6 protein-coding genes are annotated in these 8,059 nt (G+C 50.4%); 5 read left to right on the top strand and 1 reads right to left on the bottom strand.

Annotation, left to right across the window (positions count from 1 at the left end):
• The first annotated feature begins 80 nt into the window (after nt 1-80).
• From B2067_RS08540 to B2067_RS08525, 4 genes are all read left to right on the top strand, one after another.
• Nucleotides 81-4,904: an NAD-glutamate dehydrogenase gene (locus B2067_RS08540; protein WP_301388124.1), complete on the top strand. Its 4,824-nt coding sequence runs from the start codon at nt 81-83 to the stop codon at nt 4,902-4,904.
• A gap of 61 nt (nt 4,905-4,965) precedes the next feature.
• On the top strand, nt 4,966-6,063 hold the full coding sequence (locus tag B2067_RS08535; RefSeq protein WP_301388122.1) for a hypothetical protein: 1,098 nt from the start codon (nt 4,966-4,968) through the stop codon (nt 6,061-6,063).
• A complete protein-coding gene (locus B2067_RS08530) occupies nt 6,060-6,284 on the top strand; it encodes a DUF2835 domain-containing protein (RefSeq protein WP_273089132.1) in 225 nt (74 codons plus the stop codon). Before B2067_RS08535 ends, B2067_RS08530 begins: the two co-directional genes overlap by 4 nt.
• Nucleotides 6,285-6,373: 89 nt before the next feature.
• Nucleotides 6,374-7,393 carry a quinone-dependent dihydroorotate dehydrogenase gene (locus B2067_RS08525; protein ID WP_068437826.1) on the top strand — a complete coding sequence of 340 codons (1,020 nt, stop codon included), beginning with the start codon at nt 6,374-6,376 and terminating at the stop codon, nt 7,391-7,393.
• A 125-nt stretch (nt 7,394-7,518) separates the two neighbouring features.
• On the opposite strand, the gene rmf is transcribed toward B2067_RS08525, so the two are convergent.
• On the bottom strand, nt 7,519-7,713 hold the full coding sequence (gene rmf / locus B2067_RS08520) for a ribosome modulation factor (RefSeq protein ID WP_068437823.1): 195 nt from the start codon (nt 7,711-7,713) through the stop codon (nt 7,519-7,521).
• A gap of 161 nt (nt 7,714-7,874) precedes the next feature.
• On the opposite strand from rmf, the gene B2067_RS08515 reads away from it, so the two are divergent.
• A partial coding sequence (locus tag B2067_RS08515) for a hypothetical protein (protein ID WP_301388121.1) occupies nt 7,875-8,059 on the top strand: 185 nt, incomplete at its 3' end.

Raw genomic sequence — 8,059 nt, 5'->3', positions numbered from 1 at the left:
GTACGCTCAGGTGGCAAAGCTGACAGATAGTCTAAGCTTTAGACATAACTATTACTGGAACCTTGTGGCGAGTGACTGCAATGCTTACACCTTTACACGCTCTGATCAATGAACGGAATGAGTCTTCCCTTGCGTCTCAGTTAACGCGATTCGCAGATCTTTACTACTCGGGTGCACCCTCAGATGAGGTGCTCGGCCGGTCAGTAGAGGATCTGTATGGGGCGACTTTGTCCTGCTGGCAGTTTATTCAGCATAGATCTGCCGGTGAGCCGAAGGTGCGCGTATTTAATCCCGACCATGAAAATCATGGATGGCAGTCACTTCATACGGTGATCGAGATCGTTTTCGACGACATGCCGTTTCTGGTAGATTCTGTACGAATGCAGCTCAATGCCCGTCAGATGTCGCTGCACGCCATTCATTACTGCGTATTGCATGCAGGGCGTGACGAGAGCGGCCAGTTCAAGGCGACGGGTCAGTGGCAGAAACCAGGAAAAGGAAAAACGCCTGAAGCCATTATTTATATCGAAGTAGATCATCATTCTGATGAGCAGTTGATGACGGATCTGGCTCAGGAAATTGAAGATGTGCTTAGTGAAGTTCAGCGCTGCGTCCGCGACTTTCCTGAAATGCTCGGAAAGGCAAAGAGTACAGCTCAGGAGCTGCGTGATGCCTGCACAGTCAATGATAAAGAAGCCTGTACTGAGGCCGCTGAGTTCGTTGACTGGATGGCATCTAATCACTTTACCTTTCTGGCATATGATGAGTTTACCGTCAGTGATGCGAAATCCGGTAAAATTGTAGATCGGGATCCTGATCACGACCTTGGTATTTTCCGCAATATAGACACCACGCGTTCGCGTGTTCAATTGAAAGAACTCGAACCCGAAATCCGCGAGTTCATTACCGGTCCTTCATTGATCAACTTTATGAAGTCCGGTAACCGCAGCCGTATACATCGTCCTGCCTATCCCGATTATGTCGTTGTAAAGCGATTCGATAAACATGGAAACGTCGTCGGTGGTATGCGGTATATGGGTCTGTTTACTTCGATTGTTTATATCGAAACCCCGAACAATATTCCGATTATCCGCCGTAAACTGACAGCGATTCGTGAGAAGTCGGGTTTTGAGCGTTCGAGCCATAGCGCGAAAGAGCTCGATCGTATCCTCGAAGTGTATCCCCGCGACGAATTATTCCAATCCGATGTTGATCAACTTTATAAGACAGCCAATAGTGTTCTGAATATTCAGGAACGACGCCAGACGAGAGTGTACCTGCGCAAGGATACCTACAGTAAGTTTTTGTCGTGCATCGCATACACACCGCGTGATGTTTATAACACAGAGCTACGTCAGAAAATGGAAGATATTCTGGCTCAGGAATTCAGTCCACTAGACATAGAGTTCAACACTTATTTTTCAGAATCTGTTCTGGCCCGGACCCATTTTATTGTTCGCCTGAATCCAGAAAAAGAGCTGAGTTATGACGAAAATATTGTCGCCAATAAGATTCGTCAGGTGGTCCGCTCCTGGACTGATGATCTGCATATTGCGCTGGTGGAACAGGTCGGCGAAGAGCGCGGTAATGTTCTTTATCACGAATATCGGTCTGCCTTTCCGGCGGGCTACCGCGAGGACTTTTCTGCCCGCACTGCCGTAGCTGATATTCAGTATATGGATACCTTAAAGTCTGCCTCTGCAGGTGAACTCGGTATGTCCTTCTATCGGGAGCTGGAGGGAGGCCAGAATGAACTCAGGTTCAAGCTGTTTAACCCGGATAGCATTCTACCGCTGTCTGACATTATTCCTGTGCTCGAAAACTTCGGTCTGCGGGTGATGGGTGAGCATCCTTATGAGATCGTCTGCAGTGATGGCCGTCGTGTCTGGATTCATAATTTCTCACTGAAATATACCCTGTCTGACAGCATCAATATTGCCGAGGTGAAACAGGTATTTCAGGAAGCATTCCGTGCCATCTGGGATGGCCGGGCTGAGAACGACTCATTTAACCGGTTGGTGCTGGGTGCTAAGCTGGGTTGGAAAGACATCGCACTGCTCAGAGCCTACGCACGCTATATGAAGCAGATTCGCTTCGGTATTTCTGAGAACTACATTGCTGACACATTGAGCCGTTATATTCCGATCAGTGCTCAGATCGTTAATCTTTTTCATGCACGTTTTGGCCTTAATGATCAGTCTGCTGATGATCGTAATAAAGCCGTCGCTGAGGTTGAAGGTAAGATTCATGAAGCGCTTGACGGTGTAGATCAGCTTAATGAAGACCGAGCTATCCGTCGCTATATAGAGCTGATCAAGGCCACGCTGCGTACCAACTACTTCCAGCCAGATGCTGATGGAAAAACAAAGAGCTATCTTTCATTCAAAATTAAGCCGTCAGAGATCACCGATATTCCTCTGCCGCGCCCCATGTTTGAGATATTTGTTTATTCTCCCCGTATCGAAGGTGTGCATCTACGAGGCGGAAAAGTCGCCCGTGGTGGTTTGCGCTGGTCTGACCGCGTCGATGACTTCCGCACGGAAGTGCTGGGCCTGGTGAAAGCACAGCAGGTGAAAAACGCGGTCATTGTCCCTGTCGGTGCTAAGGGTGGCTTTGTGTCGAAGTGTCCACCGACTGACGGTGGACGCGATGCTTTTATAGCTGAAGGTGTGGCTTGTTATCAGACGTTCATTAGTGCGCTCCTGGATGTCACTGATAATTTGATTGAAGGTGAGATTGTTCCACCTGAGTCAGTGGTTCGTCACGACGAGCCTGATCCATATCTTGTTGTTGCAGCCGATAAGGGCACAGCAACTTTCTCAGACATTGCCAATGAAATTGCAGTCAACCGCGGTTTCTGGATGGGAGATGGTTTTGCTTCCGGTGGCTCGGTGGGTTACGACCACAAGAAAATGGGCATTACAGCACGCGGTGCCTGGGTGTCCGTGCAGCGTCACTTCCGTGAACGCGGCGTGAATGTTCAGACGGATGATTTCACTGTGGTCGGCATCGGTGACATGGCCGGTGATGTGTTCGGTAATGGCATGTTGTTGTCTGAGCACATTCAGCTGGTTGCTGCATTTAACCACATGCATATTTTTATCGACCCTGAGCCAGATTCTGCTTCCAGCTTTAAAGAGCGCAAGCGACTATTTGAGTTGCCGCGATCCAGTTGGGAAGATTATGACAAGTCACTGATTTCTAAGGGTGGTGGTGTCTTTTTGCGTTCGGCCAAGAGTATCGATATTACGCCTGAAATGAAGAAACGTTTCGGTATCAAAGAGAGCAAGCTGGCACCGAATGAGTTGATTAAAGCGGCGCTGAAAGCTGAAGTCGATCTGATCTGGAACGGTGGTATCGGAACCTATATCAAAGCATCGTCTGAGCTTGATTCCGATGTCGGTGATAAGGCCAATGATACACTCAGAATTAACGGTAGAGATGTCCGTGCCAAAGTTATAGGCGAAGGAGGGAACCTCGGTGTAACTCAGCTAGGTCGTATCGAGTTTGGGCTGAATGGCGGTGCGTCGTACACGGACTTTATCGATAACGCAGGTGGTGTAGACTGCTCTGACCACGAAGTAAACATTAAGATTATGCTCAATGAGATCATGGATAATGGTGATCTCACTCGTAAACAGCGCAATCAGGTTTTCCTTGAGCAGACCGATCCTGTCGCGGATCTGGTATTAAATAACAACTACCATCAGACACAGGCGATTGCACTAGCCTATCGTGACTGCCGCGAACGTCTCGATGAATATATTCGTCTGATGAAGGACTACGAGCAGCAGGGCAAGCTCAATCGCTCACTCGAATTCTTACCGGATGAAGAAGAGTTACAGGATCGCCGCAATGATAATACGGGCCTGACGAAACCAGAGCTGGCTGTGCTGATTTCATATACTAAAGCGGATATGAAAGAGCGCTTGAATGCGTCGAAGATTACGTCTGATGAATATATTTCGAAGATTCTGTCGACGGCTTTCCCTGAGGCGCTGAATAAGAAGTTTTCTGAAGCCATTAATAACCATCGGCTACGTAAAGAAATCATCGCGACTCAGTTAGCGAATGACATGATTAACCACATGGGGATCACATTCGTGAACCGTCTGGGTGACTCCACTGGTGCTTCGATTACTGATATTGCGCGTGCGTACGTGACAGCACGTGATACCTTCTCGCTACATGAACACTGGCGGGAGATAAGTGCGCTGGACTACAAGGTCTCGACGGAAGTGCAGGAAAATATGATGGCGGAGCTGATGCGTCTGGTGCGACGTGCCACTCGCTGGTTCCTGCGTAATCGTCGTGTAGCGGTCGATATTGCCAGTGAAGTTGAACGCTTCGGCACGGCAGTTCAACACATAGCTCATAATCTGAGTTCGACTCTTAAGGGTGACGCACTCAAGCGCTGGCAGAAGGAGTTTGATAAACGACAGGAGCAGGGTGTACCAAAGACGTTAGCGGCGTTTACTGCCGGTGCAGGAGAACTTTATTCTTCGCTGGGTATTATCGAAGCGGCGGCTCAATCGGATTGCCCGGTCGAACGTGTTACTCAGGCCTACTTCGGTGTGGGCGATCACCTGTCGCTTAACTGGTTCTTGCGTCAGATTAATGATCTGCCCACCAGTAACCATTGGGAAGCGATGGCACGTGAAAGTTTCCGTGATGACCTTGATTGGCAGCAGCGGTCCTTAACCGTCGGTATCCTTAAAGGACACTCTGACGAAACAGATCTCGAACTGGCGATTGAGCACTGGGAGAAAGAGCAGGACATCCTGGTTGAGCGCTGGGGGCGTATGCTTGAAGATCTCAAAAGTATCGAGCAGACCAGCTTCCCGATGATTGCGGTCGCTCTGAGAGAGCTTCTGGACCTTGCGCAAGCGAGCCGCCACGCCTGAGATTTGATCTGATGCCTGCGCCGGTGTAAAACTGCGGTTTTCACCGGCGTGTATTCAGGTTTTGATCAGACTACTAGTTCTCCCTTTTCTGCTGTCGACACTTCTACCTTTTATTGCGAAAGCAGCAGAGGTTGATCATTTCAGCCAATTGCCTGCCGTGGACATGGCCGATAGCCGATCGCTTCTAAATGCAGAGGTTGCGCAGCGGATTGATCGTGCTCTGGTACGAGCTAACCGCAATGCTCCACACCTGAAACCCCGTAAAGTTCAGCGCGTTCCCAAACGGTCTCGTTGTGATGTGGATCGTCTGTACGACTCTTTCCGGGTGCTGTTGGCCCGGCCAATCGTGGGGCAGGTCGAATCGTTTGCTGAGCAGCATCCTGATTTAGATCGTATTCGAATGACTCTTCCGGATTCCATCTATCGCGATTTCACATGGCCGCACTCTCCGACTCTCGTTCTGTCTGAGCGGGTGGCGTCCGTCGTTCGTGTCGGCGAGCACTTTGTCGGTACGGATAAGTTCGGGCACTTCTTCACCGAAGGTTACAGCTACTTTCGCGAAACGGAGAGGATGCCCCTGCCGCTGAAGCACGCCTTCCTGTTTGGGGAATGGACCGAGTCAGTCTATTTTGGTGCTGAAACGACAGGGGTGTATTCGTTTGCGGATCTGGTCGCTAATTTTAACGGCCTCAGGTTCTGGAATCGTATTCTGTCTGAGTATCCGGACCCACTGTCAGAGCGGGCACTTCCACCATATGTTACTTGTGAGGATGAAAAGTGGGTCGTGGCGGCAAAATTCGACTGGCGTGAGTACATTGATCCGGCCTGGAATGAGAGTGTTAACTGCTCGATGATGCGTACACTCGGCCTGCTCGAGAAAGTACTGGATACAGGGCCTGTGTGTAATCCAATGCTGCTGCCCTGGCAGCGTTATGGCGAACTGGCGCCTGTGCTTTTTAACCAGCACGGTCTTGCGGTGCTACCGGATTATCTTCAGCCCGAGGTTATTCTGACTCAGCGTCACCCTGAACTTATGACCGAAAGCCGTATTTCCTGGATAAAAGGCGTTCGGGAGTGGCTGGAAAAATGGCGTATCCGGCAGGATGTGAAGCGTGAACAACGCGCGGTTGCGGGCGATCGGCAGGGAGTCGCACCATGATGCAACGAATCGTTGTCGACCTGAATATCAGCAGCGATGAGTATCTCCGCTACTATCAGGGCGATGCCCGGACGGTACTGGCGTATTCAACCGATGGCAGGAAGGTACGCTTTCCGGCAGGCGTGCTGCAGCGCGTTGTCACCCGTGATGGTGTGCGCGGACGCTTTGCGATTCTGTTCAACCAGCAAGGCAAATTCGAGGGAATTGAGCGCGTCGGCTGACTTTTTAGCCGAGAGGGATCTACAGCGGCCGCATTAGTCCCTATAATGCGCGCAAATCTATTATCACCCTGATGTATTGAGAGATAGCTATGAGTTGGTACAGCCTTGCCCGACAGTTCCTGTTTATGATGGATGGAGAAACATCCCATGATCTGGGGCTGAAGATGCTGGGCAGAGCTGAGAAGCTTGGTGTACTGGGTTTACTGGCTAAGAAGGTGCCAGATCAGCCAGTAACCGTAGCTGGAATTACCTTTCCGAATCCGGTCGGACTGGCGGCGGGGCTGGATAAAAATGGCGATTACATTGATGCTTTTGCGCGCCTGGGTTTTGGTTTCATTGAGATCGGTACTATCACACCGCGTCCACAGCCTGGTAACCCAAAGCCGCGTCTGTTCCGTTTGCCGGAAGAGCGCGCCATCATCAACCGCATGGGCTTCAACAATAAAGGTGTTGATCACCTCGTTGAGCAAGTAAAGAAAGCGAAGTTTAAAGGTGTGCTGGGCATCAACATCGGCAAGAACTTTGACACCGCTGTTGAAGATGCGACGTCCGATTACCTGATCTGCCTTGAGAAGGTCTATCAGTACGCCACGTATATCACGGTCAATATCTCTTCACCGAATACACCAGGGCTGCGCACCTTGCAGTACGGCGATGCACTACGTGACCTGCTGATGCCGCTGAAAGCGCGTCAGGCCGAGCTGGCAAAAGAGCATGGCTACAAGCCAATCTTCGTGAAGATTGCGCCCGATATGGAAGACGCAGAAATTGATACTGTGGCGCAGACGCTTCTCGATTGTGAAATCGACGGCGTCATTGCGACCAACACCACCTTGTCTCGTGAAGGCGTTGAAGGTTCTAAGCATGGCGCTGAGGCTGGTGGTTTATCCGGCGCGCCGGTGACCGATCTTTCAACCATGACCATTGAGCGCCTGTGTGGTGTGCTGGGCGATCGTCTGCCGGTGATCGGCGTTGGCGGTATTCTTGAAGGTGAAGACGCGGTTGATAAAGTACGTGCAGGCGCATCTCTGGTGCAGGTTTACTCTGGCTTTATTTATCGTGGTCCAGAGCTGATCGGTGAGTGTGTACGCTCTCTCAGTAAAGCCTGATCGACACTGATTAAATAACAGCAGATAAAAAGCCCGGCAAAGCCGGGCCAAGCTCCCCGGGTGGGGGAGGCGTGAGTCTGACGAAACTCGTCAGGAGTGGAGTAAAATTCTTCAGTGGCGGGTAATTACACCGCCATTCGATGAATACCAGAAACGCCGGTATAACCATCCCAGTTGTCTTCGCGTCCGGATCGCCAACCAGCCATCCAGTCGTCGTGTGTTGGGCCTGCTGGGGCCAGATCTTTGGAGCGGCGTTCTACGCCTGCCCGGTAGCCACGTGCAAAGGCTCTTTCCTGCATGTCGCGTTTCTGTCTTTTCATAGAGTTGCTTCCTCGCTGTTATTAAAACATCGGTTAGCCACAGAAAAATCGGCGGACCACGTATAGTTGTACCGTGACAACACGGTGAATGTTAATGAATTATTTCTTCTAAGTGATAAGGTTTTAGCGCCTTTTCGCTATTACCCTGAGTGTATGAATGTATGAGTGACGTAGAATATAACGATCCAAATACCAATTGGCTGGCTGTCTGTGCAAAAGGCACCGAGGCACTGCTGGCCGATGAAATCAGACACTTAGGCGGAAGTGTTGATAAAGAAAGCCACATTGGCGTCTATTGGCACGGTGATCTTGAAGCGGCGTACCGGGTGTGTTTATGGTCACGTCT

This window comes from Thalassolituus sp. UBA2590, from assembly GCF_002339775.1.
In the GTDB taxonomy this organism is placed as follows: domain Bacteria; phylum Pseudomonadota; class Gammaproteobacteria; order Pseudomonadales; family Oceanobacteraceae; genus Thalassolituus.
Note: the sequence above shows the minus strand (reverse complement) of the source record. Positions and strands in the feature narration are given on the sequence as shown.

Coding starts and splice junctions, on each gene's coding strand:
- B2067_RS08540 (WP_301388124.1), top strand. CDS start 81: ATGCTTACACCTTTACACGCTCTGATCAATGAACGGAATGAGTCTTCC.
- B2067_RS08530 (WP_273089132.1), top strand. CDS start 6,060: ATGATGCAACGAATCGTTGTCGACCTGAATATCAGCAGCGATGAGTAT.
- B2067_RS08525 (WP_068437826.1), top strand. CDS start 6,374: ATGAGTTGGTACAGCCTTGCCCGACAGTTCCTGTTTATGATGGATGGA.
- rmf (WP_068437823.1), bottom strand. CDS start 7,713: ATGAAAAGACAGAAACGCGACATGCAGGAAAGAGCCTTTGCACGTGGC.